This is a genomic window from Eubacterium segne, from assembly GCF_014287775.1.
GTDB classification, from domain to species: Bacteria; Bacillota; Clostridia; order Lachnospirales; family Lachnospiraceae; genus Eubacterium_G; species Eubacterium_G segne.
This window is the reverse complement of the sequence record NZ_JACOOZ010000004.1, coordinates 230580-256187: the sequence shown is the minus strand read 5'-3', so window position 1 is coordinate 256187 and position 25608 is coordinate 230580. Positions and strand designations below refer to the sequence as shown.

22 protein-coding genes are annotated in these 25608 nt (G+C 31.5%); 19 read left to right on the top strand and 3 right to left on the bottom strand.

Annotated elements, in window-relative coordinates; genetic code table 11:
* Window positions 1-58: 58 nt before the first annotated feature.
* The 19 genes from H8S00_RS07555 (at window position 59) to H8S00_RS07465 (ending at window position 22020) form a co-directional block, all read left to right on the top strand.
* Window positions 59-223, top strand: a complete 165-nt coding sequence (locus H8S00_RS07555; protein WP_118024958.1) for a cyclic lactone autoinducer peptide — start codon at window positions 59-61, stop codon at window positions 221-223.
* Complete coding sequence (locus H8S00_RS07550; protein ID WP_118024957.1) at window positions 216-833, top strand: accessory gene regulator ArgB-like protein; 618 nt, start codon at window positions 216-218, stop codon at window positions 831-833. The genes H8S00_RS07555 and H8S00_RS07550 overlap by 8 nt, the downstream gene beginning before the upstream one ends.
* Window positions 830-1240 carry a hypothetical protein gene (locus tag H8S00_RS07545; RefSeq protein ID WP_118024956.1) on the top strand — a complete coding sequence of 137 codons (411 nt, stop codon included), beginning with the start codon at window positions 830-832 and terminating at the stop codon, window positions 1238-1240. Before H8S00_RS07550 ends, H8S00_RS07545 begins: the two co-directional genes overlap by 4 nt.
* An 89-nt stretch (window positions 1241-1329) precedes the next feature.
* Window positions 1330-2466 carry a hypothetical protein gene (locus H8S00_RS07540; protein ID WP_118024955.1) on the top strand — a complete coding sequence of 379 codons (1137 nt, stop codon included), beginning with the start codon at window positions 1330-1332 and terminating at the stop codon, window positions 2464-2466.
* Window positions 2466-3281, top strand: coding sequence for a hypothetical protein (locus tag H8S00_RS07535; RefSeq protein WP_186840349.1), 816 nt, complete (start codon window positions 2466-2468; stop codon window positions 3279-3281). The genes H8S00_RS07540 and H8S00_RS07535 overlap by 1 nt, the downstream gene beginning before the upstream one ends.
* Window positions 3268-4125: a hypothetical protein gene (locus H8S00_RS07530; protein WP_118024953.1), complete on the top strand. Its 858-nt coding sequence runs from the start codon at window positions 3268-3270 to the stop codon at window positions 4123-4125. The genes H8S00_RS07535 and H8S00_RS07530 overlap by 14 nt, the downstream gene beginning before the upstream one ends.
* The gene (locus H8S00_RS07525) at window positions 4125-4781 is read left to right on the top strand and encodes an ABC transporter ATP-binding protein (protein WP_118024952.1); all 657 of its coding nucleotides are present in this window, start codon (window positions 4125-4127) and stop codon (window positions 4779-4781) included. The genes H8S00_RS07530 and H8S00_RS07525 overlap by 1 nt, the downstream gene beginning before the upstream one ends.
* 644 nt (window positions 4782-5425) lie before the next feature.
* Window positions 5426-6247, top strand: a complete 822-nt coding sequence (locus tag H8S00_RS07520; protein ID WP_186840348.1) for a hypothetical protein — start codon at window positions 5426-5428, stop codon at window positions 6245-6247.
* A 214-nt stretch (window positions 6248-6461) separates the two neighbouring features.
* Window positions 6462-7193: a DUF6273 domain-containing protein gene (locus H8S00_RS07515; RefSeq protein WP_186840347.1), complete on the top strand. Its 732-nt coding sequence runs from the start codon at window positions 6462-6464 to the stop codon at window positions 7191-7193.
* The gene (locus H8S00_RS07510; RefSeq protein ID WP_186840346.1) at window positions 7180-7524 is read left to right on the top strand and encodes a hypothetical protein; all 345 of its coding nucleotides are present in this window, start codon (window positions 7180-7182) and stop codon (window positions 7522-7524) included. The genes H8S00_RS07515 and H8S00_RS07510 overlap by 14 nt, the downstream gene beginning before the upstream one ends.
* A gap of 496 nt (window positions 7525-8020) precedes the next feature.
* Window positions 8021-8752, top strand: coding sequence for a DUF6273 domain-containing protein (locus H8S00_RS07505; RefSeq protein ID WP_186840345.1), 732 nt, complete (start codon window positions 8021-8023; stop codon window positions 8750-8752).
* Complete coding sequence (locus H8S00_RS07500) at window positions 8712-11846, top strand: VWA domain-containing protein (protein ID WP_186840344.1); 3135 nt, start codon at window positions 8712-8714, stop codon at window positions 11844-11846. Before H8S00_RS07505 ends, H8S00_RS07500 begins: the two co-directional genes overlap by 41 nt.
* Before the next feature lie 47 nt (window positions 11847-11893).
* A complete protein-coding gene (locus H8S00_RS07495) occupies window positions 11894-15094 on the top strand; it encodes a leucine-rich repeat domain-containing protein (protein ID WP_186840343.1) in 3201 nt (1066 codons plus the stop codon).
* A 455-nt stretch (window positions 15095-15549) separates the two neighbouring features.
* On the top strand, window positions 15550-16281 hold the full coding sequence (locus H8S00_RS07490; protein ID WP_186840342.1) for a DUF6273 domain-containing protein: 732 nt from the start codon (window positions 15550-15552) through the stop codon (window positions 16279-16281).
* Window positions 16268-17017, top strand: coding sequence for a hypothetical protein (locus tag H8S00_RS07485; protein ID WP_186840341.1), 750 nt, complete (start codon window positions 16268-16270; stop codon window positions 17015-17017). Before H8S00_RS07490 ends, H8S00_RS07485 begins: the two co-directional genes overlap by 14 nt.
* Before the next feature lie 143 nt (window positions 17018-17160).
* Window positions 17161-17493 carry a putative signal transducing protein gene (locus tag H8S00_RS07480; protein WP_118589816.1) on the top strand — a complete coding sequence of 111 codons (333 nt, stop codon included), beginning with the start codon at window positions 17161-17163 and terminating at the stop codon, window positions 17491-17493.
* Between the two features lie 160 nt (window positions 17494-17653).
* On the top strand, window positions 17654-19549 hold the full coding sequence (locus H8S00_RS07475) for an ABC transporter ATP-binding protein (protein ID WP_186840340.1): 1896 nt from the start codon (window positions 17654-17656) through the stop codon (window positions 19547-19549).
* Between the two features lies 1 nt (window position 19550).
* On the top strand, window positions 19551-21386 hold the full coding sequence (locus H8S00_RS07470; RefSeq protein ID WP_186840339.1) for an ABC transporter ATP-binding protein: 1836 nt from the start codon (window positions 19551-19553) through the stop codon (window positions 21384-21386).
* A gap of 364 nt (window positions 21387-21750) precedes the next feature.
* Window positions 21751-22020, top strand: coding sequence for a hypothetical protein (locus tag H8S00_RS07465; protein WP_186840338.1), 270 nt, complete (start codon window positions 21751-21753; stop codon window positions 22018-22020).
* 160 nt (window positions 22021-22180) lie between these two features.
* Here H8S00_RS07465 and H8S00_RS07460 read toward each other — a convergent pair whose 3' ends face one another.
* The 3 genes from H8S00_RS07460 to H8S00_RS07450 are packed head-to-tail and all read right to left on the bottom strand — an operon-like array spanning window position 22181 to window position 25438.
* Window positions 22181-22783, bottom strand: coding sequence for a metallophosphoesterase family protein (locus H8S00_RS07460; protein ID WP_118589820.1), 603 nt, complete (start codon window positions 22781-22783; stop codon window positions 22181-22183).
* A 27-nt stretch (window positions 22784-22810) separates the two neighbouring features.
* Window positions 22811-24745 (bottom strand): BMP family ABC transporter substrate-binding protein, encoded by a 1935-nt coding sequence (locus H8S00_RS07455; RefSeq protein WP_366459610.1) that lies wholly within the window; start codon window positions 24743-24745, stop codon window positions 22811-22813.
* A gap of 15 nt (window positions 24746-24760) precedes the next feature.
* Window positions 24761-25438, bottom strand: coding sequence for a hypothetical protein (locus H8S00_RS07450; protein WP_186840337.1), 678 nt, complete (start codon window positions 25436-25438; stop codon window positions 24761-24763).
* Between the last annotated feature and the right edge of the window lie 170 nt (window positions 25439-25608).

Sequence of the window (25608 nt, the reverse complement as noted above, 5' to 3'; positions counted from 1 at the left end):
TATTGCTATGGGGTAAACTCAAGGACAAAATTAAAATGATGAAAGGAGATGAAAACAAATGAAAGAAAACAAGAAATTAGTCGGTAAGATTTTAAAGTCTGTTGCAAAAGTGTCAAGTGAATCAGCATCCATTTTCTGCTTTTATGAGCCTAAAATGCCTATGCAACTTTTGAAAGAAAAGCAGACAAAAAAGAGTTGCCATAAGGTAAATAAGAGTGTTTAAACATTTAGCGGAAGATGTTACATTCTTATTAATAAAAAATAAAATGTTAGATATTCAGTCATATGAGATTTATCTGTATGCAGTAGAGGTTATCATATTGAATGGAAGCATCTTATTAACATGTTTATTGATAAGCATATTGTCAGGAGAATTATTTCACATGCTGGCTTTCATTTTATTCTTTATACCGCTGAGAATGCTTGCAGGAGGATATCATTGTAAAAGAAGCGAGGTTTGCTTTTTATGTTCGATAGGAGTATATGGTCTGTCAATAGTGTTGGTTCATTGTGCAGAAAACTTATATGTAAATATTGTTATGCAAATACTCGGGATACTGTCAATTATAGTGATAATAGTATTTTCACCATTGATTAATTCAAACCATCCATTGGAGAAGTACCAGATTAAGCGAAATAAAAAGATAATATATGGAATGATTGCTGTTGATTTTGTCCTGTATGCAGTTTTCTATAAGCTTAATTTAACAATGGCATCAAGCGAGATAGTCTTTATTATTTTAGTTGCATTGACACTATTATTGGGAACGTTGAAAAACATAAGAAATATTTATAGGGAAAACAGATTAATTGAAGAAAGGAATTTAAAATGAGAAAGAAAATAGGAAAAGTAACAGCGTTAACATTGGCGTTATGTATGTCATTAGGTTGTACAGGAGTTTTTGCGGCAAACCAGTCTTTTAAATTCGATTTTAAAGCTAAAGAACTAAAAAAGCAGACAGCTAATTATGCAAAAGAAGATAATGAACAAAATGCATATGTTACATTGAAGGATACGAACTACAGTAATTTTTTATCAGGTGATGTATTTGGATGCCGTGTAAGAAAGGCATCTAATAATGCGGCAGTAACAAATTATACACTAATTAAGAAAATTAAGAAGTATAAATTGCCATATACGGCAAAAGGATATAAAAATACAAAGTATCATTTAGTGGGACAAATTGATAGTAGCGGAGATTATTCTAGTTTAAAAGTGCAAGGTGTGTGGCTTCCATAAGCTTTGAAATATTTTTATTACATATAAATTTTAGGTGGGTGCATGGGATATATATCCCATGCATTTGAAAATATTAAAGGAGAAAGGTTATGCATTTAAAAATAAATAGAGTAGGCATCTTTTTGATAATTGCATTAGCAAGTATGTTTGTGTGTGGGTGTAACAATAATAGTAAGACTTCAAATAATTATAATAAGGCTCAAAAGGAGTGGAAAAGAGAGAAGTTAGATGACAAATTGGTGGCAGATTTTAAAGCAGATAATATTCCCAGAAAAAATTATAATTCTTATGAGGTTGAATATACGTCAGTACCAGTGAAAAAAATAAAAGATATATTTTTCGATAAAGACAAAAGCAAAACTAGTATAACGAAAGAAGAGCGAGAAGATGACTCGGATATGGAAGAGTTAACATCAGAAAATGGGTTATATATATATTCCACAATAGAAGGAACAAATGGAAGAACAAAGGAAAGTGATTATTATAGAGCATTTCTTGGCTATGATTCAGATGCATGGGATGTGAATAATATGCCGACAAACCTAGGTACCGAAGATGAACTAAGTTTTCTTTCAAAAAAGAAATTGGATGAAAAAATAGAAAAAAGAATAAAAGAAATCTTACCAGGTTTTTCTGTAGGAAATTTTAATGTTAGATCCCTTACAAGTGATTATTTAAATAGTATACAAAATAAATATTTTGAGGAAGCGGAAAAAAGTAGTGATGAGATGATACGTGAGGAGTATAAAGAACAACAACAATGGAAAAAAAATTGGCGAAAAAAAGACGATGCATATTATGTTGTAGCAGAATTGTCATTGGATGGGATAAATATAAATAGTGGTGAGACTATGGAGTTGTCTAATGGAAAAAACATTAATCCTGTTTATATAACAATAATATATAATAAGAATGGTTTTGTGTATGTTGATTTCAGTAGTGTTATTAAAGTAAAGAATAGAAAGGAAGATGAAATAGTAACAGTGGCACAAGCATTAAAATCATTAAAAGATGATTTGACGTCAATTATACTTACAGATGAAAAGACCATTAAAGATGCACAATTTAGATATGTAATGATTAGTACATCAGACAATAAGAAAATAGAAATACGACCGGTGTGGATATTTGATGTTATGGTTAAGCTTGAACAAAAAAATAAAGATGACGATAATGGTGAAGAGATTTACATGGTGGATGCCGTAACAGGAGAGGTGTTACGATAATGTTGAAAAGAGAAATTAAAAACTATGGAGAAATTGTATTCAATGTAAGATTCTGTTTGTGTGTTGCCTGTATTTTTTTATTGTTTCAACTAGATACAGGAATACCTATGATGTTTTCTTCTTATCATTGGAGTGTAACTGCAAAAGAATGGGATATTATAAGCACTCTTCTGGATGCAATATATTTTGGAATGTATATTCAAATGATAAATATAGTATCTACAGCAGGATTTGGATTACGCTTCTGCGAGGAATGGAAAGCGGGAATTGTTCCGTGGATGGTTAGAAAATGCGGGCTAAAAAAATATGCAAGACTGTACGTTTCTCTTGCAACACTTTCAGGAGGAAGTATTGCAATAGTTGGATTTATATTGTATGTGATATCCATAAAGATGCATAATGTATCATTGCTTAATCCAGAGTTACTAGAAAATCTTAAAACGACAGCAAATTATGGATATACACTGAATACTCATAGTGGAATAAAATATATTATAATAATGGCAACTCTTTATTTTATAGTGGGAGCATTGGCATCCGTAATTGCTATATGTATGTCCACGTTGATAACAAATAAGTATTTTGTTATGGTATCGCCATACCTTATATATAGAATTTACGTAGAAATTTCTAAAATTATAAATATACCATATAATCAGCGAATTGATTACTATTTGTTTGGACGACAAGAGATTGGAAAGTCATTTTGGCAAACTGAAACAATAATATTATTAATTCTTATATTAATTATCATTGCAGGGCAGTTTATGTTTAGAAAAGGATTAAGGAGAAAATTGGTATATGAAAAATATTAGAAAGATATATGCAGTATGGAAATTTCAAATGATTTCAAAGATTATTAATATAAAAACTTTAATTATCTTTTTAATAATGTTTTTGTATATTAGAGCCTATGAAGAACCTATTATGGATTTCTTAAAAGCAGTGGGAATTGGTATTGAGCCATATTTGTATCCCATATTGATGAATGACATAGTGTTTCCAATTATAATTTTATTGGGATACCTTATTCTAGTATGCGATGCTCCATTTATAGGTAATGGATATCTTTTTCTGGTAGCAAGATGCGGGAAAAAATCATGGATAATAGGTGAATCATTGTTTATGTTATCTTATTCTGCATTATATACGTTATCAATGTATGTTTTTACCATTATAAATTTCGGAACTAAAATTGAATTTGGCACAAGTTGGGGAAAGGCAATACTTACCTTAACAAGAACTGATGCAGCACAACAGTTTGGTATACATGATTTCAACCAGACGGTAGTAGAGAATTATATGCCTATTGAAGCAACTGCAAAAACTATTTTTTTATGTACATTACTTTTGTGGTTTATTGGAATGTTGGTATTTGCTTTGAATTATCTGTTAAAAAATCAGGTGGGAGTATTGTTAGCAGCAATGATTATATTTGGAGATTTGGCAATATACAATTTCTTTAGTGACAGTTTATATAGATTTTCACCAGTGTCGTTGATGAAATTGTCAGTGATAACAGGAGTGAACCAATGGAATCCTACATTCTTATATGCAACTAGCGTATTAATAGGTGGAAGTTTAATACTTATGGCAATTGTAATGGTTAGTGCAAAATTTACAAAGGGTATAAGCATAGATAACAGGAGGCAACGATAATGAATGAAATGGTAAAAGTGAAAAATGTGACATTAAATATAAAAGATGCATTAATTCTTGACAAAGTTAATTTAAGTGTAGAAAAAGGAAGCATATGTGGTTTGGTAGGAAGAAATGGTTCGGGAAAGACAATGCTGATGAAGTGTATTTGTGGATTTATTCCGGTAACAGAGGGGGAGATTCTAGTGAATAATCAGAAAGTGGGAGTAAAGGATAAGTTTGCAGAAAATCTCGGATTTATTATCGAGACACCGGGATTTATGCCAAATTATACGGCATACAAAAATCTTGAGTTTCTTTCTTCCATTAACTCAAAAGTGAATAAACAAAGAATCAGGGAAGTAATTGAGTTGGTTGGTCTGGATCCTGATAGTAAAAAGAAGGTTGGAAAGTTTTCTCTTGGTATGAACCAGAGGCTTGGATTAGCACAGGCAATTATTGATAATCCGGATTTGTTAATTCTTGATGAACCGTTCAATGGACTTGATAATGATGGAGTAAAACAAATCAGAAAACTGTTACTGACATTAAAAGAACAGGGAAAAACAATTATTATGGCGAGTCATACAAAGGAGGATATAAATATTCTATGTGACAGAGTATGCTTTATGGATAATGGACGTCTGATATTAGGAACTAATAAGGAAAATGAATAAAAACCTAAAATCCTTCCCACAAACACTTGAACTTTTTACATTTTATTATAAAATACCATAAAGTTTCATATTGCCCGCAATGCCAGATAAACAAAGGGATTGCGGGTATTTTTATAACACAAAATAATGCTTAATAAACTGATATAAAATGCCCTAGGGCTTTCAGGGTGTGCAGGGTTCGAGGTCTCAATTGTCATTTCGGTCGATGCTTCTGCCAAGGGCAGAGTTGTCCACAGGACAACCGCATCCCTGGAGGCGCACTTGCGGGTACCGTTTCGGACATTAAATTGCCTGGGGTGGTACTTTTCTTTGTGCGTAAGCAATGAGTCACATAAAAAAACATCATATATAACGGTCTGTATGCTTGCATACAAGACGTTATATATGATGTTTTTTTGATGCGGCGAATGCCGCATCAGCGAGATGAAGCGAAGCGAAATCGAGCTGAATGTGACTCATAAAAGTAAAGTGAGCATTGGATACCATAAAGTTATATATTGCTATCTTAAATTTAGCATGATACAATTGCAGTCGTGCACATAATAAGTAAGTTATATGTAAAATCATTAAATATAATAATACTTAAAAAATAACCCTAACCATAAAAGAGCGATATTATAATATATAAGAAAGAGTTTTAAACAATGAAGAAAAAGATAGTGATTGCTTTAGTTACAATAATACTTTTAATTTTGGCATCAAATATAGTCATACATACTCATTTAAATAAAAGTTTATTTCAGTTTTTCTTTTCAAATAATGCAAATCAGGAAAGTATTGTTAAAAAAATATTAACACAGGGAAATCAGAAAATAGAAATTGATAATTATATTATTTCTCTAGAAGAAAGCTTATGCGAAAAGAATACACAATTGGGGTATTTAGTATTCTCAATTTGCGATAAAAATGGTAACAAAGTTGAATCTAATATAAATGACTATAATAAGACCATAAAATCATTTGGAAAAGACGGACGATTTATATTTGAATATGAAGCATCGGGGACGTTTAATAAGTATGCAGAATATGCAAATAATAAATTATTTGTTTATGCATCATTTGACATTAGCACAAATGATTTAGAAAATATAGATTTAAATAATTGTATTAAAATAATTGATACTAAAGAAAAGGTTAATAACGAATATAGACAATATACTTTCGATTTAAAATTTAGTGATAATTGTAGAAAATATAAATATAATGATAATATTTTATATGTTTCACCTTTAGGATTAAGACTTCTAACAAACAATGAAATGACTGATTTGAATGTTGTTATAAAGGGCGAAAATGATAACATTATCAAAAGTCTTAGCAATAATGATAATATGTTTAGTAAATCCGGTTGTAAATTTAACGGTACAACCAAAGTTCAATACACTAATCAATTTGATGATTTAATCGATTTAGGTATGATAAGAAATGTTTACATTAATGAAGAAGAGCTTGTAGAAATTAAATAAGTTTACTACAAAACTATGAGGCAAATGGTGTACAAAAATTGAAAATTGTACACCTATTTTACTTACGAGATACGTTTCTGGTATTATAGAATAAAATAAAACTCAAGTATTGTATTATTGAATTAATTATTTATAATATGCATTATTGCACTAATACATAAACAAGCAAGTGCAAATTGTTGGGATAGTTTTGCTCAAATGGAGGAAAGAGAAAATGAAGAAAATATTTCAAATATCTTATCTAAGTATTTTAATTTGTCTTATGATGTTTATCTTATCTTCTTGCGGTTTTGATAAAAATAACGCAACCATATCAGATATTTCCTATGATAATAATAAAGATGAATACGAAGTATATGTTAAAGAAAACGGTAAGTATGTGCCATTTCTTGTATTGCAGAGCGATTATCAAGATGGTAAAACTTTGTTGCTACGAAAGGAATGTTTGCCGGAAGTACGTAGATTTAATGATTACAGTTCGTATTATGAGGACAGTGAAATTGATCAGTTCTTAAGTAATGAATACATCACTTATTTAGATGAAATAAGTGATAAGGTAGAATCAGTTGACATTACAATAGCTGCTAAGGAAGCGTTGAATATTGAAGGAAATGAAACGAAGTTGATAAATAGAAAGGTTTTTTTACCTTCATTAAAAGAGTCTTGTCAAGATTGTAAATATAATGTTAATGAGGGTGAAAAAATAGACTATTTTGAAGAATATAAAAATAGAATGTGTATGATGAATGGTGAGTCAGTTACGTGGATGTTGAGAACACCAGTTACATCTTTTGGTTCATTGATTTACGTTTATACATTTAATGATGAACTTAGTATGCAAAATGCATTTGATAATGCAGGAGTAAGACCAGCATTTTGTATAGATTCATCCACAAAAATAGTGTATGAAAAATATAGTGGAGGAGAGAGATTTGTTGTTAAGTAAAAAGAAAAATAAAAAGAAGACTGATTTAATAGGGGAAATAGCAGGGAACAAAAGTATAAAGGTGGGAGCATATATGAAAAGGGTAGGTTTATTAATAGGTTCTATTGTCATACTTATTGTGTTGGGAATGATATTTTATTCAAAAATGACCGATACAAAAGTATTACATATTTCTCGTGAAGATGTAACTCGTATTTATATTGTTGATGGAAATACAGGAAATATTACAGACGTTGAAGAGAATTATTTTGATGAAATGTATGAAGCACTAGATAGTTTGAAATTAAATAATAAAATGAAAGTTGACAGCATAGGCTGGAATAAAAAATAGTTATATGTGGTGATAATAATGCAGAGGAGTTAGTCATTAATACACCTACAAAAATAATCTTGTCTGGATATTTTTATGATATAGATTCAGAGCAAGGAGAAAAAATAATGAACATTATTAATAAATTTTCAAAATAAAATATTTTAAATGGTGAGTAGAGGAAAATATTACATCTTCAAAATATAAATAAAGTATAAGGCATTGCCTGTAATTCCTAGTAAACATGAACAAATCTTATTGTGTACTCTTTCTCAGAGGTAGATCCTATGTGGATAGCAGTCCCTTTGGACGGAAGTCTTGCAGACGGCAGGTGTACAAAATTGAAAATTGTACACCTGTTTTACTTACGAGATACGTTTTCGATAACATAGAATAAAATAAAAATCAAGTATTGTATTATTGAATTGATTGTTTATAATATGCATTATTGCACTAATACATAAATGAGCAAGTGCAAATTGTTGGAATAGTTTTGCTCAAATGGAGGAAAGAGAAAATGAAGAAAATATTTCAAGTATCTTATCTAAGTATTTTAATTTGTCTTATGATGTTTATCTTATCTTCTTGTGGTTTTGATAAAAATAACGCAACCATATCAGATATTTCCTATGATAATAATAAAGATGAATACGAAGTATATGTTAAAGAAAACGGTAAGTATGTGCCATTTCTTGTGTTGCAGAGTGATTATCAAGATGGTAAAACTTTGTTGCTACGAAAGGAATGTTTGCTGGAAGTACGTAGATTTAATGATTACAGTTCGTATTATGAGGACAGTGAAATTGATCAGTTCTTAAGTAATGAATACATAACTTATTTAGATGAAATAAGTGATAAGGTAGAATCAATTGACATTACAATAGCTGCTAAGGAAGCGTTAGGTAAATCTGAAAATATTTGTAATCAAATTAACAGAAAAGTATTTTTACTTTCACTTGAAGAACTATGTTTAAGTGGAGAGTATGATGTCATAGAGGGTGAAGAAATAAAGTATTTTGAGAACTATCATAATAGATTATGTTTGTTAGATGGAAAACCAATCACGTGGATGCTAAGAACACCGGATAATTATGCAGTATCTTTAAATTACGTTTATACGGGAGAAAATAGGTTAACAGCACAAAATGCATTTGACAGTGCAGGAGTAAGGCCGGCATTCTGTATAGATTCATCAACAAAAATATTGTATGAAAAATATAGTGGAGGAGAAAGATTTGTTGTTAAGTAAAAAGAAAAAATTAAAAAGAATTATCGCATTAATACTTTCATGTATTTTAACAATTTCAGGAATTAATTATCAAGAAAAAATTGAAGCTGAAACTTCTAAAAGGTATTCAGTTTTAATTCTCGACGGTTCAGGTAGTATGTATGGTACGCCTATGGAAAAACAAAAAGTTGCTGCACTTAAGTTTTGTGATTCTGCATTGAAAGCAGGGGGCGAAAATTATGTGGCAATAGTAGAAATTAACACAGAGTCAAGTGTAATACAAGAATTCACTAATGATTATGCACTTCTTGAAAACAAGATAGAAGCACTAGAGGCATATGGTGGAACTAATATTACAGATGCATTGGGAGAATCTAATGATTTACTAAATGATGCAGATGATAAAGCAAAGAAAAACATAATTCTTTGTACTGATGGATTGCCGGAATCTGGTTCATATTCATATTCTGGTCAATATATTTATGGGGACTATGAAAATTATGAATATGCAAATAAATGTTATGAAACAGCAAAAAGTATAACTAAGTCTAAGATATATACTTTAGGTTTTTTTCATCATGCAACTGGTAAAGACTTGTTATTTGCAAGAAGATTTATGAAGGATATTCAAAATGCCGGATATTATGATGTTATATATCCAGAAGAATTGGAATTTGCATTCGATGACATTTCTGATGATATTTTAGATGGTTCTAAAGAATTTACATATGATAATGGTTACACAGAAAGATGTTATTATAAAGACAGTTATTTTAATGAGAGTTCTTACAATTATAATGCAAGTTTGGCAACGATGTCTTTGTGTTTTGCTGTATCTGCTTTTGGAGCCGGACAAGTTAATGATTATGAGAATAAAAGTAAAAATGCCAGGTATATGCTTAATTCAATAATAGGAGTCTCAGACAATACCATTGAAACTAATGATTGGTTTAAAACAAAACCAACGACTGATTCAATAGGGGTAATAGCAGGAAACAAAAGTATAAAAGTAGGAGAGGAAAATTATACATTAATTGCTGTAGCAATAAGAGGTGGTGGATACGAAAAAGAATGGGCCAGTAATTTTACAATAGGAAGTAGTGGTCAACATGTAGGATTTAATACAGCAAAAAATAATGTAATTGCTTTTTTAAAAAAATATATAAGCAATCAAAATATAACAGGCAAAGTTAAATTATGGATAACGGGATATTCCAGAGCTGGAGCAACAGCCAATTTGGTTGGTGGGGAACTGGATAATTCAAGTACAATAAGTAGTAGTGTCACATACAATAAAGAAGACATATATACATATTGTTTTGAACCTCCATCTGGAGCATTGGCTAGTGATGTTGATGGAAAAAGTGTTTATAACAATATTTTTAATATTGTAAACAAAAATGACCCAGTTCCTTATGTTGCTCCAAAAAAACTGGGTTTTTCTAGATATGGAATTGATTATTATTTACCAAATGAAGGAACGACGGCATCGTATTCTTCACAGAAAGATAAAATGAGCAGTATTTACAATACATTAGATAATACAAAATCATATACAATAGATGATTTCCAAATGAAAAAAATCAAACTTAAAACTGGAATATTTAGTGGAGAGGATTTTACGATAATACAGAATGATTCAGAAAATAATATGAGTCAAGGTCAGTTTTTAGAAAATTATATAAAGAAGATTAGTACGGAATTTATAATTTCAAGAGAAAACTATGTGAGCAAATATCAAAATGGAATCAGAGAAATATGCAAGGTAATGTTTGGATGTGAAGATGGCGAAACAGAAAAATTTACTGAAAGTGTTACTAACCAAATAAAAAATAATTGGTCTGATTTTCTACTCGAGTACATAAATCCGTTTAGTACTGAAAAAGATGCTTTAAAGATAGTTTCCGGTTGGTTAAACCAAGCCGTTAAAGATTCTGGAATAAAAGGAATTAATAGCAATGAAATAGAAAATGCGGGAATATATCTAGGTGATTTACTTTTGGCAGTTGCATCAAGTCATCCGAACTATTTGACTACGGCAATTTGTAACATAGATAGAATAGGTTCTGCGCATTATCCTGAATTATGCTATTCTTGGTTAGCTTCTATGGATGAAAATTATAGCGACAGTATTGAAAACACAGAGATAACACTTAATAGTGGAGTATATAGAATAATTAGGATTAATTGTAAAGTGGATATTACTGTTAAGGATAGCGATGGAAATATAGTTGCTAGTATCGTTAACGAGTCTCCAAAGAAGATAAATGGCAGTAGTATTGTTTCAGGAAAAGATGAGAACGGTGAGAAATATGTGATTTTACCACCTGACGAGAACTATAATATTTCTATTAAAGCAAGAGAAGATGGAACTGTAAATATAGGAATAAATGAATACAGTTCAAGGGAAGGAGATTATAGTAGGGATATAAATTATTTTGACATCAGTCTTAAAAGCGGAAAAGCAATTGATGTAGATGTCCCATCAATTAGTTCTGATGAATTAACAAGTGGAATTACAGATGGATCAAGTGTAAATTATGAAGTTAAAACTCTAGGCAAGATTCTTAAAGCGTCAAAAGACTTGCGTGGAAAAGATGCAATGAATGCATATTATACAGTAAAACTTACAAATAATAACTCAAAAGCAGGAGTAGTATTAGGTGGTGGAGTTTATCAATATGGAAATTTTGCTCAGATAAGTGCTACAGCAAAATACGGTTACAAATTTATAGGTTGGTATTGTGGAAACAAAAAGCTTTCTGATAAAAAAGAATATAGATTTTGCGTCAAAGGTAATAAAACGGTTAGCGCTAAATTTAAAAAAATTAAAGTTGGTACATCAAAAATTACAAAAGTTATTGCTAAAAATAAAGGGTTAAAAGTATTATGGAAAAAAGTTTCAAAAGTTAGTGGGTACCAAATAAAATATTCTTTGAAGAAAAGTTTTAAAAAGTCAAAGACGTTGACGCTTACTTATAAAAAGCATTCTAAATTTATTAAAAAATTAAAAAAGAATAAAATTTATTATGTTAAAATTAGAACCTTCAAAAAGGTTGATGGTTATGTTTTGTATTCGAATTGGTCAAAGAGCAAAAAAAGGAAGACAAAATAATTTCTAAGTAGTATTTATGATACAAAATTTATTAATGGAGTACTTACATGAAAAAATTATTATCAAAAATTTTAATTATTGTAATGACAATATGTATGATTAATGGAATAAAAATTAACAACATTTTTGCAGAAGACACTAATGGAAAATGTGGAGATAGTATTAAGTGGACATATGATAGCGATACTGAGACATTAGTTGTATCTGGAGAAGGGGAAGTAAAAGATTATTTTGATTCATCATATTATTCTATAAGGAACGATATTAAATATATTAAGATAGAAAATGGAATAACAAATATCGTAGATGGTGTATTTTCAGCATGCTTACAATTGACGAGTGTAAGCTTTCCAAATAGCTTAAAAAGTATAGGAAATAATACATTTTCTGGTTGCAGTAATTTAACAAACGTTATTTTTTCGGATAGCATAACAACTATAGGAAATTATACTTTTTCTGGGTGTAGTAATTTAATAAACATTATATTACCAGATAGTATAACAAATATGGGATATGGAGTATTTTGTGGATGTAGTAATTTGAAAAATATAAAGTTATCAAATAATTTAACAAACATATATAGTGCATCATTTTCCGGATGTATTAATCTAACTAATATTTCGATTCCTGAAAGTGTAAAGGATATAGCATATGGTGCTTTTTCAGGATGTTATGTAAAAAAAGACAATATAATTAACCAGAGTTCTTGTGAAATACGGGGATTGACAGTAATCGACGATGAAATTGGCGGTGTTTGTATAAAAGATAATAAAGTAGTATATGCAAGAAGATGGGTGGAAAAAGTTGATATTCCTAATTCAATTATAAATATAGAAAGCTATGCTTTTAGTGGATGTGACAATTTAATGTATATTGAGATACCTGAAAGTGTAACAGATATTGGAAGTGGAGCATTTTCAGGTTGTTATATTGCCAAAGTTAATATAATAAATAACAGTAACTGTGATTTAGATGGCTTAACATTATTAGATGATGAAGTTCAAGGAGTATGCATAAAAGACAGCAGTGTAATTCATGTAAGAAAAGGGGTAACCGATGTTGAAATCCCCAATACAGTCACAAATATAGAAAATGATGCATTTAAAAATTGCAACAATCTTAGAAAAATAGTATTGCCAGAAAGTTTAACAACCATAGGTGAAGGAGCATTTTACAATTGTAGTAGTTTAGAGAGCATTACTATCCCTAAAAGTGTAACAAGTATAGGCAAAAAATCTTTTTATAGATGCGAGAACATAAAAAGTGTAATTATATTAGGTCAAATCAATAAAATATATGAAGAAACTTTTGAATATTGCAGAAGTCTTACTAATATAGAATTGCCAGAAAGTTTAACTAGTATTGGCAATGAAGCTTTTTATAACTGTGGTAGTTTAGTAAGCATTATTATTCCGGAAGGTGTTGTAAGCATTGGTAAATATGCATTTTATAATTGTAGAAATTTAATAAGCATTACAATTCCTCAGAGTGTAACAAGTATAAATAAATTATCTTTTTATGGATGCGATAGTTTAAAAACAGCAGGTCCAATAGGAAGTGGATGCGATTATGAGTACGGATGGGATACAAGCATTCCTAGTTATGCATTTGCAAATTGTGTTAATTTAAAAAAAGTAACTATTCCTAAGGAAATTGTTAAAATAGGAGACAATATATATTATGGGTGCAAAAGTTTAAAAACAGCAGGTCCAATAGGAAGTGGATGCGATATTGAATTTGGATGGGATGAATACATTCCTAGTTTTGCTTTTAAAAATTTCACAAATTTAGTTAAAGTAATTATTCCAGAGGAAATTTCAAATATTGAGCAATATGCGTTGGATGGATGCAGTAGTCTAAAAACAGCAGGCCCAATAGGAAGCGGATGTAATATTGAATATGGATGGAAAAAAAGTATTCCAAATCGAGCTTTTTATGGATGTGATTACTTGACAGAAGTTATATTTTCTGACAGTTTAACGAACATAGGCAGTTATGCTTTTTATCGTTGTAGAGGTTTAACGGATATAACGATACCAAATAATATTACAAAACTATGTAGTTATGCTTTTGATGATTGTACAGGTTTGGTTGATGTAAAATTGTCTGACAATATAATTAATATAGAAAAAGGCACATTTCAAGGATGCAGAAATTTAGCTAACATTAATATTCCAAATAATGTAACAAGTATTGGAGATTATGCGTTTCGAGGGTGTCTAAAAATAAATGAAATAGTTATACCAAATAAGGTCACTAGAATAGGAAGTGGAGCTTTTAATGACTGTGTGAAATTAGAAAAAATTACTTTAGATGATAATGTTTTGGAAATAGGAAGTTATGCATTTGCTGAGTGTGAAAGTTTACAAAGTATATACCTTTCCAAAAATATTATAAAAATAAACGAGGGGATATTTAGTGGATGTAAAAGTTTAAATAGAATTACTATTCCAGAAAATGCAACTAGTATAGGTCGTGATGCATTTAGTGGATGTATAAATTTAGCGAATATAATAATACCTAATAGTGTAACAAAAATGGGTATAGAATCATTTATAGGATGCTTTGTTACAAAAGATAACTTTGAATATAATGGAACATGTGATTTATCCCAAACGGGTTTGGTTATAGTAAATAAAGAAGAACAAGGACTTTGTATAGAAAATAACAGAGTAGTATTTGCGAGGAAATGGATTGAAACTGCAGAAATACCAGAAAATATAACAAGTATAGGTTGGGGTGCATTTAGAGATTGCAATCTAAAAGATTTTTATATTCATGGTGATTCAATTGATATTTCAGATATAATATTACCAGAAAAAGTTACAATTCATTGTGATAGTGATTCTAAGACATATTGGTATGCAAAAAATAATGGATACAATGTTATAACATTTGATAAAATTGAAGAGTCTACAACAATTCAAGAAGAAACAAAGCAAAATGCTCCAAAATCACCCGTGTTAAAGAAGCAAACAATAAAGACTGCAAAAATTAAAAGATACAAAGCAAAAAAATTGAAAAATAAAAGAGTATCTTTTAAATTGCAGGCAACAACAACTGGTGATGGAAGATTATGTTACTATGTATGCAAATCCAAAAAATCAAAGTATATAACTGTTAATAAATTAGGAAAAGTAACATTGAAGAAGGGCATAAAAAAAGGAATATACAAAATAAAAATCGTTGCGTGTAAAACAAAAAAGTACTATGAAGCAACTAAAATTATAAAAATCAAAGTCAAGTAGATTTTTGTAAAGATTACTTTTTTGCAAATTTATGTCTCTCAATCCATAAATTCATTAAAACTTGTCACTCTGGGGCTTAGAAGATTTTGACAAGAAGTGTTAATCCATATGTGTCAGATATCTCGGACCACATGACAAACAATTAAATATAGCAAAAATAAACACCAAGAAGTTAGTAAACATGAACAAATCTTATTGTGCACTCTTTATCAGAGGGAGCTCCTATGCGGATAACAAGTACTTTCAGACGGAGGATTTACAGACGGCAGGTGTACAAAATTGAAAATTGCACACCTGTTTTACTTACGAGATACGTTTTCGATAACATAGAATAAAATAAAAATCAAGTATTGTATTATTGAATTGATTGTTTATAATATGCATTATTGCACTAATACATAAATGAGCAAGTGCAAATTGTTGGAATAGTTTTGCTCAAATGGAGGAAAGAGAAAATGAAGAAAATATTTCAAGTATCTTATCTAAGTATTTTAATTTGTCTTATGATGTTTATCTTATCTTCTTGTGGTTTTGATAAAAATAACGCAACCATATCAGATATTTCCTATGATAATAATAAAGATGAATACGAAGTATATGTTAAAGAAAACGGTAAGTATGTGCCATTTCTTGTGTTGCAGAGTGATTATCAAGATGGTAAAACTTTGTTGCTACGAAAGGAATGTTTGCTGGAAGTACGTAGATTTAATGATTACAGTTCGTATTATGAGGACAGTGAAATTGATCAGTTCTTAAGTAATGAATACATAACTTATTTAGATGAAATAAGTGATAAGGTAGAATCAATTGACATTACAATAGCTGCTAAGGAAGCGTTAGGTAAATCTGAAAATATTTGTAATCAAATTAACAGAAAAGTATTTTTACTTTCACTTGAAGAACTATGTTTAAGTGGAGAGTATGATGTCATAGAGGGTGAAGAAATAAAGTATTTTGAGAACTATCATAATAGATTATGTTTGTTAGATGGAAAACCAATCACGTGGATGCTAAGAACTCCGGATAATTATACAATATCTTTAAATTACGTTTATACGGGAAAAAATAAGTTAACAACACAAAATGCATTTGATAGTGCAGGAGTGAGACCGGCATTCTGCATAGATTCATCAACAAAAATAGTGTATGAAAAATATAGTGGAGGAGAGAGATTTGTTGTTAAGTAAAAAGAAAAAGTTTCTGTCAATTATGGTGTGTATGATTTCGCTAATGCTTATACTGGGAATGTGTTTTTTTACATTTTCTTATCATGATAAAATATCAGAATTAATGATATCAGGAAATGAAGGGGGTACTATGGAGAAAGAGGTTGAAGTACATACCAGGAATGTACCATCAGTGTTGAAAACGGCAGCAACTACTATTAAAGAAATGGATCAATGTAAATGTTATCCATCAGAAATTATAATTTTATGCGACGGAAATAAAGTTTTGGATAATAGTTCGTTAGTGTCAATAAATGCATATTGTGAAAATAGTAAGGATTGGATATCAGTATCAGGGGAAAATGGAAAATCTGTTACTTTGTGTGGGTATTCTAAAAAATCAGATAAAAAGGTAGTTCTGAATTTTAATGATAAACATACCATAAATGATGGGGGTCAAGAGGTTTCTAAACTTACATTAATGGAATGGTCAGAGGTACTGAACGGTCTGGATTTCAAAGTGGTTTATCCTGAGGGCAAAAGCAGTGATGGTTATACAATTACTAAGGGAGATACATTTTGGGACGATGCAGAAAACAAAGAGGTATACGCTATGGCAGAAGATGCATTTGCATATGATATAAAGACAAAGAAAACTGTTGGAATTACTAAAAAAGAGGCGGAAAAATTAGAAATCAAGGAATGCATAAGTATCATAAACGATGAAAACAAAGCCGTGTCGGTAGTTGTAAAATAAAATATTAAACAGATTTATAGGTAAATCGTTATAAGTAAATCCAATCACCCCCTACTTGCACTAACACCTGGTATCTGCTAAAATTTGTATTAGCAAAAACAACTTACATATAAAATTTTAGAAATACTTAACGGAGGGAAGAAATGAAAGAAGTATATTCAACAAATAATGAAGTGGAATTACAGATGCTCGTAGGCTTGTTAGAGAGTTGCAACATTCAGACAAATGTTCGTGCAGGAGGAGCCGGGGATTACTTCAGGGTAAAAGGCTCAGATGTAATGATATACAAGAGCGTTCTGGTTCGTGATGAGGACTGGGAAAAAGCAGTAAAAATAGCAAAAGATAATGGATTTGAAAAAAAGAAACAAACGGTAAAAAGAGGAAAAGGAGAAGTCTGGTTAGGTCGGATTTTGCTGGTTATATTCGTTGCAATTTTTCTGGTAAATGTTTACATGGCCGTGGCAGATTATTTATAAAATTATAAAAAACGTATATGATTATTTGAGGCACAGGTCAGCTTGTGCCTTTTATTTTTGCATTAAAAAGAAGTTCTTCTAAATCATAATCCACCTTGTATAAAAACGTTACATTTGTTAGAATTGGTATAAGTAAAAGAATTTAATAATAAGGAGATTTATGGAAAAACAGAAGACATACGGGTTTTTAAATAATTTTATTTATGCCCTGAATATTGAGAGAAAAAGCAATTTAAGATTGCTGGCAATCACATTAATTAAGCCTATAGGAGACATAGTGGGAACTTTGTTAAATTCATATGCTCCTAAATATGTGTTGTCATTTATTGAGAATGATTTGCCCCTTAAAACAATAATTATTTATACAATAGTTATTTGCCTGATAATGTTGATTTTTGATATTATCAGCACTTCCTGTTACAACAGCTTTGAGTTTGAATACCGGAAGACAGAGGGCTATGTTGAAAAGAAGAGAATGGACAAGCTATTTCACACTGATTTTAAAAATATGGAATCCCCGGATTTCCTTGATTATGCCCAAAGAGCGAAAACAGCAGTTACCAGAGGAAGTGGATTTCATGGAGTGTTATATGAAAGCAGAAATTTTATAGCTCAGGGGACATTGATGATTTTGTCAGCCGTGTTAATCGGTATTCAAAATTTACTGATGATGGTATGTTTTATTATAATATCATTTGGAACGGCAAAAATATTAACCTATTTCACGAAGCTTGATAAGGAAAAATTTTCTGATGCCATGGCGCCTACATGGCGTAAAATGACTTACTTAGAGTCAACCACTAAGAATTTTGATTTTGCGAAGGATATCAGACTTTTTAACATGTCAAATATTTTCCAAAGAAAATTAGATGACGTAAATAACGTTTACAATGTTAAAAACAAGGAACATCATAACAGATGGATTGTGTGTAATGTTGATATGGAACTGATATTACTTATTCAGAAGGTTCTTATGTATACATGGCTTGTTTACAATGTTGTTACAGGTGCGTACCAAATATCGGATTTTGTCCTTTATGTGGGACTGGTAACAACTTTTCATAATTCAGTGGGATATGTTAACTGGATTTATTCAAGCATAAGAGGCAATTGTCTTATGATTAATGATTACAGAAATTTTATAGACTGGAAAGAGGATAAAGAAACAGCGGACGAAAAGGACGGTTATATTACAGATATAAATCTTAATAGGTTTGAATTTAGATTTGAAAATGTAAGTTTTAAATATCCGGGACATGATAATTATGTGTTAAAGAATGTTAATCTAACCATTAAGGATGGAGCAAAACTGGCGGTAGTTGGTGTCAACGGTGCCGGGAAAACTACTTTCATAAAACTTATGATGAAGTTATATGAACCAAGTGAAGGCAGAATCCTTTTAAATGGCATTGATATAAAAGAATATAACAGAGAGGAATATTTTAAACTGTTTTCACCTGTATTTCAAAATGTGGAAAGCTTTGCAATGCCGATTTATCAGAATATTTCCTTTGCCGAGGAAGACAAAACAGATATGAATAAGATACATAAGGTATTAGAGCAAAGCGGATTAGGTGAAAAAATCAACTCTTATGAAAAAGGTGTGCATACCAATTTATTAAAAATATTTGATAAAGAGGGAATTGATTTGTCAGGTGGTGAAAAACAGCGACTTGCCATGGCAAGAGCTTTGTATAAAGATGGAAAAGTTGTTATTTTGGATGAACCTACAGCTGCCCTTGATGCTTTGGCAGAAGACAGAATGTATCGTGAATTTGAAAACATGATAAAGGGTAAGACGGCAGTTTTCATATCTCATAGATTAGGAAGTACAAGATTTTGTGACAAGATTGCAATGTTTGAAGACGGAATGATTGTGGAAGAGGGAACTCATGAGGAATTAATGGCAAAGAATGGAAAATACGCATATATGTTTGGCATTCAGTCCCAGTATTATGAGGAAAAACAAAAAAATAGCGATAATGCGGAAAGCACCGAAACAACTAATAATGGAGATGCAAAAGCATTGAAAGTTGAAATGGAAGGAGGACAGTAGTATGAAAAATAGTAAAGAAAGTATCCGATGCTTTAAGTTTTTTGGAAAATTCGCATGGGAAAATGATAAAATGTATTATATGTTTCTTATAGTAAACATAATTATTAATTCCGTGTCTCCTTTTATTACAATTTTAGGAACCCAGTACCTTATTGATGAAATTGCAGATGCATCTAAAAGAAACATGGGGTGGATTGTGTTCTGGGTAGCCTTTATTTGTGGCGGAAACTTTATTTGTGCAAATGTGAAGAAGTGGACAGGAGAAAACATCTCTAAGATTTGCGAAAAGTTTGATAGAATACTTAAAACCAATTTGTGTATGAGTTGCGTTAACATGAAGTTTCAAAATACAGAGGACACAGATGTTTTAGATATTATTAAAAATGCGGAGAGAGCATTAAACGAAACAGGGCAGGTTAACGGTCTTATTACAGCACTGGCAAACATAATTACTAATTTCTTTGTAGCATTGGGAGTTGTAGTTCTTGTTTGTACAAGGATTCCGTGGCTGATGATTCCGGTAATTATTTCCTTTGCAGTAAACTCCTATACTACATCGAAAGTAAACAAGGGCAGACGTAAATTCTTCAAAGAAATGAGCACGGTGGAAAGAGGAAGTACATATTTTAATACTGAATTGCAGGAAAGCAGGTATGCCAAGGACATTCGTCTTTATGATGCATCTGCAATATTTGAAAAGAAATATGATGAATATGTGGACAGAATATATAGGATAAGTAGGAAATACCATATGGGATTTTTAAAATATTGGGATGTAAACATTATATTTGGTGCTATAAGTGATATGGCAATTTATATATTGCTGGTGGTAAATGTTTTTAAAAAATATATTTCTATCGGTGAGTTTTCAAGTTTGTTTGAGGCAACGGGTGAGTTTGGACATGCAATTAGAAAAATAATTAATTCATATTTGGAGATGAATTATACATCTTCAGTATTGAAGTATTATATTGATTTTGTTGAAAATGTGGCGGTGGAAGATAATGAATTTGATAAAACAACAGTAGAAAACGGATTGTCAGACAATATAAAATTGGAAGAAACAGAAGATATTTTGGCAAAAATTAATAAGTGTGAAATTGAATTTAAGAATGTAAGCTTTAAATATCCAAATACTGAAAAGTATATTCTTAAAAATATATCTGCAAAAATCAAGGCAGGGGAACATATTGCCATTGTAGGACAAAACGGTGCCGGAAAGACAACCTTCATAAAATTACTATGTCATCTATACGATAATTACGAAGGAAAAATATTAATAAACGGCAGGGAAGCCGGAGAGTACAGTTTCATAGAATATGTAAGGCTGTTATCTGTGGTATTTCAGGATTTCAGACTTTTTGCTTTTACGATTAAGGAAAACGTAACAGTTTTTGAGGATAAAAATGTCGATTTAGAAGAAATATACAAAATTGCCGGAATTGAAGAATGGATTGGCAGCCTTGAAGATAAAGATGAAACCCATATTTACAAGATGTTTGTGGAAAATGGTGTTGAACCATCAGGAGGGCAGGGTCAGAAACTTGCCATCGCAAGGGCATTATATAAGAATGCACCAATAGTCGTACTGGACGAACCTACGGCAGCTCTTGATCCTATTTCTGAATATGAGGTTTACAAAAACTTTGACAGACTAGTTCATGGAAAAACGGCAATATACATTTCTCACAGGCTATCATCTTGCAGATTCTGCGACAGAATAATAGTTCTTGAGAATGGCTTGGTAGTTGAAGAGGGAACTCATGAGGAATTAATGAAAAACACCAGAGGCCTGTATTTCAATATGTATAATACTCAGGCAAAACATTATAATTAAAATGAAAGGGCTGATACTTTGATGATTAATCATTAGAGTATGGCTCTTTTATGTATTTTACAATGGGGAAGAAGAAAGACCGGAGAGGGAAGTACTTAAATTATCTGATGCATTTCAGGTTCCTGTAAAAGAGGGAAAGTTTGAGTGGACTGCTGTAGTATTAAATATTAATCACGGGCATAATCAAAAATTACTTGAACAGTGTTCAATTTTAGGCGAATATGGTATACTGATTGGTAAAATAAGAGAGTTTCGGCAGGATGCTCAGGAGCTAAAAGAGGCAATTGTAGAAGCAATTGAGTATTGTATAAGTAATGACATTTTAAAGGAGTTCCTGCTGGAGCATAAATCGGAGGTGACGGATATGCTCAAAATAGAATATGATGAGGCAAAAACCATGGCACACATACGGGAGGACTCCTACGAAGAAGGCGAACAGGCAGGGGTGGAAAAAGGAACAGAAATAAAACTTATTGAGATGGTTTGCAGGAAGCTAAGTAAAAACAAATCGGTTGAACAGATAGCAGATGAACTGGAAGAAAATATTGATAATATAAGAAGTATATGTGAGGTAGCACAAAAATTCGCACCGGAATATGATAAAGAAAAGATTTATGAAAGTATAAAAAAGTAAGGTATCTAAAGTTGCAGTTTCATTGGTAGAGGAGAAAAAAGTGAAAAATAAAATGGTGATAAATATCATAAATGAAGGAGACTCAACATATAGTGTGGAGTATGTGGAAAATTAAAAAATGATTTTTTACGCAAAAAGGCTGACTCGGAAATTTTCCGAATCAGTCTTTTTGTTCCACTTCTATAATACATCTTTCGCAACCGTTGACTATAATAGTGCCCTGATACTCATCATAGCGTTTAAATTTGCTGGTATATGATTTATGTACATGACCGTGTAAAAAGTATTTAGGGTGATACCTATCCATTATTTCCCGAAATACTTCAAATCCCTTATGAGGAAGGTCTTCACCATCATTAATTTTAAGAGCAGGAGAATGAGTGACTAAAATATCAATCCCCTTATGCCGGAAAATCCTGGGTATAAGCTTTTTAAAACGTCTTCGCATTTGTTTTTCCGTATATTGATACGGACCTGTGTGATATTTCATGGAACCTCCAAGTCCCATAATTCTCAATCCATCGTGTACATATATGCGGTCATCAATACAAATACATCCATCAGGAGGGGTATCCTTGTAGCATCCATCGTGATTCCCGTGTACATACAAAACAGGAACATGAGAAAGGGTTACAAGAAAAGATAAATATTGAGGTGCCAAATCACCACAGGATATAATCAAATCAATGCCCTTAAGTTTGTCCTCGGAGTAGAAATCCCAATAATAAGGGGATTCTACATCTGCAATTACTAATATTTTCATTTTAAAGTCCTTTATCTTATTAATCCGTTATTTGTCATGTAATCCCTGTTGCAGGGTAACAGGCTTGGCATGCTCCGTTAATTCTTCAATAACCGGAATTTTTCCAATAATATTATCAGAAAGCCAATCCATTGTAATAATATCATTTACAGACAATGTCTGATTTTCGCTGTTTCTAATGGTTCTGTCCTGAGAATAAATAACACCGGAAAATGGGTTAAATTCACCGGAACAGATAGTTTTCTTTAAAAGTCCCAGAAGACGTTTTATGCCTTCAGGAAGCCATGGAGAGCTAATAATGTCTATGGCTTTTTGGGACATTCCCCACCAGTAATTAATGGCTGTGGCATCTTTGCCTTCACCGGATTTCCATGTGCCGTCTAATATGGAACGCACTAACTGGGTGTAAAAAGGTCCCCAGTGGTACACGGGAATGGCAAGATTCCAGACACTGTCACTGTACATTTTATATAAACCATAATAGCGGCTACCGGCTTCGGGAACAGACAAATCATGGTCTGAAACGCAATCCGGTTGTAAATCCGAAAGCTGTCTGTCAAAATCAAAATCCTTAAGACAGCGCCACAAAAGGTGTATCTGGGCACGGGGATTGGTCATTTTAGCACCAAGGGCAAAAGCATTTATATTGGCAATGGTTCCATAAATAGGGTAATCAGCAATATAAGCGATTTTGTCATGCTCAGACATGGCACCGGCAATGGCACCCATAATAAATTTCGCCTCATACATACGTGCATAGTAAGTACGCATATGACTGTGAGCAGCATGAAGAGAACAGTTTACTATATGAATTTTAGGGTGGGCAATGGCATATTTAAGACTTGCCTGGGAAAAAGCAGGTGAAGTGGTAAATATAACATCACAATTTTCAGCAATTGCCTTTGCCAAAGTGGCTTCTATGGTATTTACAGTAACATTGTCATAATATACTGTAGTTATTTCGTCCTTTAGACTCTCTTCTAAATGGGCCCTGCCTAATTCATGAGAGTAAGTCCATGAAGAAGAGGCAGAGGTCTTTTCATATATAAATCCCACCTTCAGGGAATTTTGTGAAGGTGTCAGCAATTTAGTTAAAACGGAAGGCTTTTTCATGGAAGCAGTCATTCTCAAATCAACCTGTTTTTTGGACATTAATTCAAATTCCGTGTAATTAAGGGAAATCAGCTTCTTAATTTCATTGTCGCTTTTGGCTAAAAGTTCTTTATATCCGTATAAAGTAATAAAAGACAAAAATGAATCTCCCGGAGTTATATGTTTTAATTCATCTCCTCCGTGGGAAATATATTCGCTTTTAAATAATAAGTATAATGAACGGAAGTCTGCCATTTCATCGTCAGACCAATGTTCATCAGGACCTTTACCTACGGCTGCCTGAAGCTTTTCAAAGCTTCCAAGCCTTGAAAAATATATATAATTTATATGACTAAGTTCATAAAAATCCATATATTCATAGTAGATTTTTATGTTTTTATCGTCAGTTTTTCTCGGAACAATACGGGTAACTTCACCCATTATAGAGGTAGCCTTAAAGTACTTTAAAACACTGACACGTTTATTACCTTCTAAAACATAAAATCTGTTCATGTATTCATAGGCAATAATAGGCGAATTAATTCCTTCATTAACCTGACTTATGCTAAGATTTATCCATTTGGAGGCAAATTCTGAGTCCACATCAAGAATAGGCATAAAATTGCTGGAAAAAGAATTACTTCTTCCGCTGGTTTTAGTGCCGACAATCTGGTCTAATGGAATTTGTACCAATCCAATAGAAACCTCTCTATAATTTCGTGTTTCGTGTAAAATATCATCAAGGGCTGCTAAAGTAGGAATTTCACCTGCAATAAGTTTTGACTGATAATCTTTTTGCCCCATTTTTGAGGCACGGACGTAATCATTATATGACATAAATTTAACATGATAATCAGTTAAGATTATCACAATCCTTCCTAAAAATTAGTTCTTACGATAGTATACACTTACTCCCTCATTTTGGTAATAAGCCGTAAGGGTTATAGACTTGGTTTTCCACCAACTCTCTTTATTTCCATTAGAATATTCTCTTGAATATGTAGCGTCACCATATTTTTTCGTAATATTTGATAAAATGGTTTCATAGGAAGTTTCTCCTAAAGAACCGTATTGTATACGGATTTCCAATAATTTATCATTAAAAAAAACATACTGTAAAAGGGCATTGGGGTCTGACGGTGCCACAGACATTCCAAAGAATGAAGCGGTGTTGGCAATATCAAATTTGTAAGTAAGATATCCGTAACCGTCTGTGGATTCCTTATAATCTCCATCTACAGTATCATACTGTTTATCTTCGTATTTTTTTATTTCTTTGTAGGAATCAGAAAATTTAATCTTTCTTTCGCTGGTGATTTTAGCGTTACATGTTCCATCCTGGGCACCGGATTCCGCAACAACGGAAATGGTTTTTGCCGTCTGACTTTCAGCTGTCTGGTTGGAAGGTGCAGATTTATTGAAATCTCCAAATTTCAGTGCGAATATTACTACCACAAAGACAACAATAATGCACAAAGATGCAATAATTATGTAAGGTGCACTGTTTTTAGTGTTTTTTTGTTCCTGATTTGTGTTTTTATTAACAGATGTACGGCTACTCATTAAGTATATTCCTCCAAAATCCATATTTATTAACAAATGATACCATAAAAAACTATATAATTAAAGGCAGGTTAAACAAAAATAATGTTGAATATTAATTTTATTTTGTTATAATAGCAATGTAGTACCTAATACTTATTTCCCAGGCAGATTTTTATCTGTCAGGAGAG